The organism is Desulfonatronum sp. SC1 (genome assembly GCF_003046795.1).
GTDB lineage: Bacteria > Desulfobacterota > Desulfovibrionia > Desulfovibrionales > Desulfonatronaceae > Desulfonatronum.
The window spans coordinates 1-411 of record NZ_PZKN01000199.1; the positions used below are offsets into that span (position 1 = coordinate 1).

The window sequence follows — 411 nt, forward strand, 5'->3', positions numbered from 1 at the left end:
TATAAGAGACAGCTGTTGTAGCAACAAATGATTACAGAAATGCCATTCATTTTTCTTGAGATATTATTGAAGAAAAAGTATCAAATATGGTATCTGAATTGTATTCTGAGAGAATTTTATTTCTTCCGTTTTCCCCAAATTTTATCCTTATTTGTGGATTTTCAATTAGAAATGCTATCGCCTTACTGATTTGACTTACGCTTTTAGGATTTACTAAAATGCCAGAAATTGGATTTGTAAGCATTTCATTCATTCCCCCATTTTTACTTCCAATCACCACTCTTCCAGCGCTCATTGCTTCTAAACAAACTGTTGGGAAATTTTCCCAGATACTTGGGAATATGCAGAGCATGGAGTCTTCAAGGTGATTTGTGATTTCATTATATGCAATAGGACCTGTAAATTCAATAT

At 33.1% G+C, this 411-nt stretch carries 1 protein-coding gene; it reads right to left on the minus strand.

The features are described 5' to 3' along the window. Positions 1-46 precede the first annotated feature (46 nt). Positions 47-411: glycosyltransferase family 4 protein (locus tag C6366_RS18940; protein ID WP_146164962.1), on the minus strand; the 365-nt coding region annotated here is incomplete at its 5' end.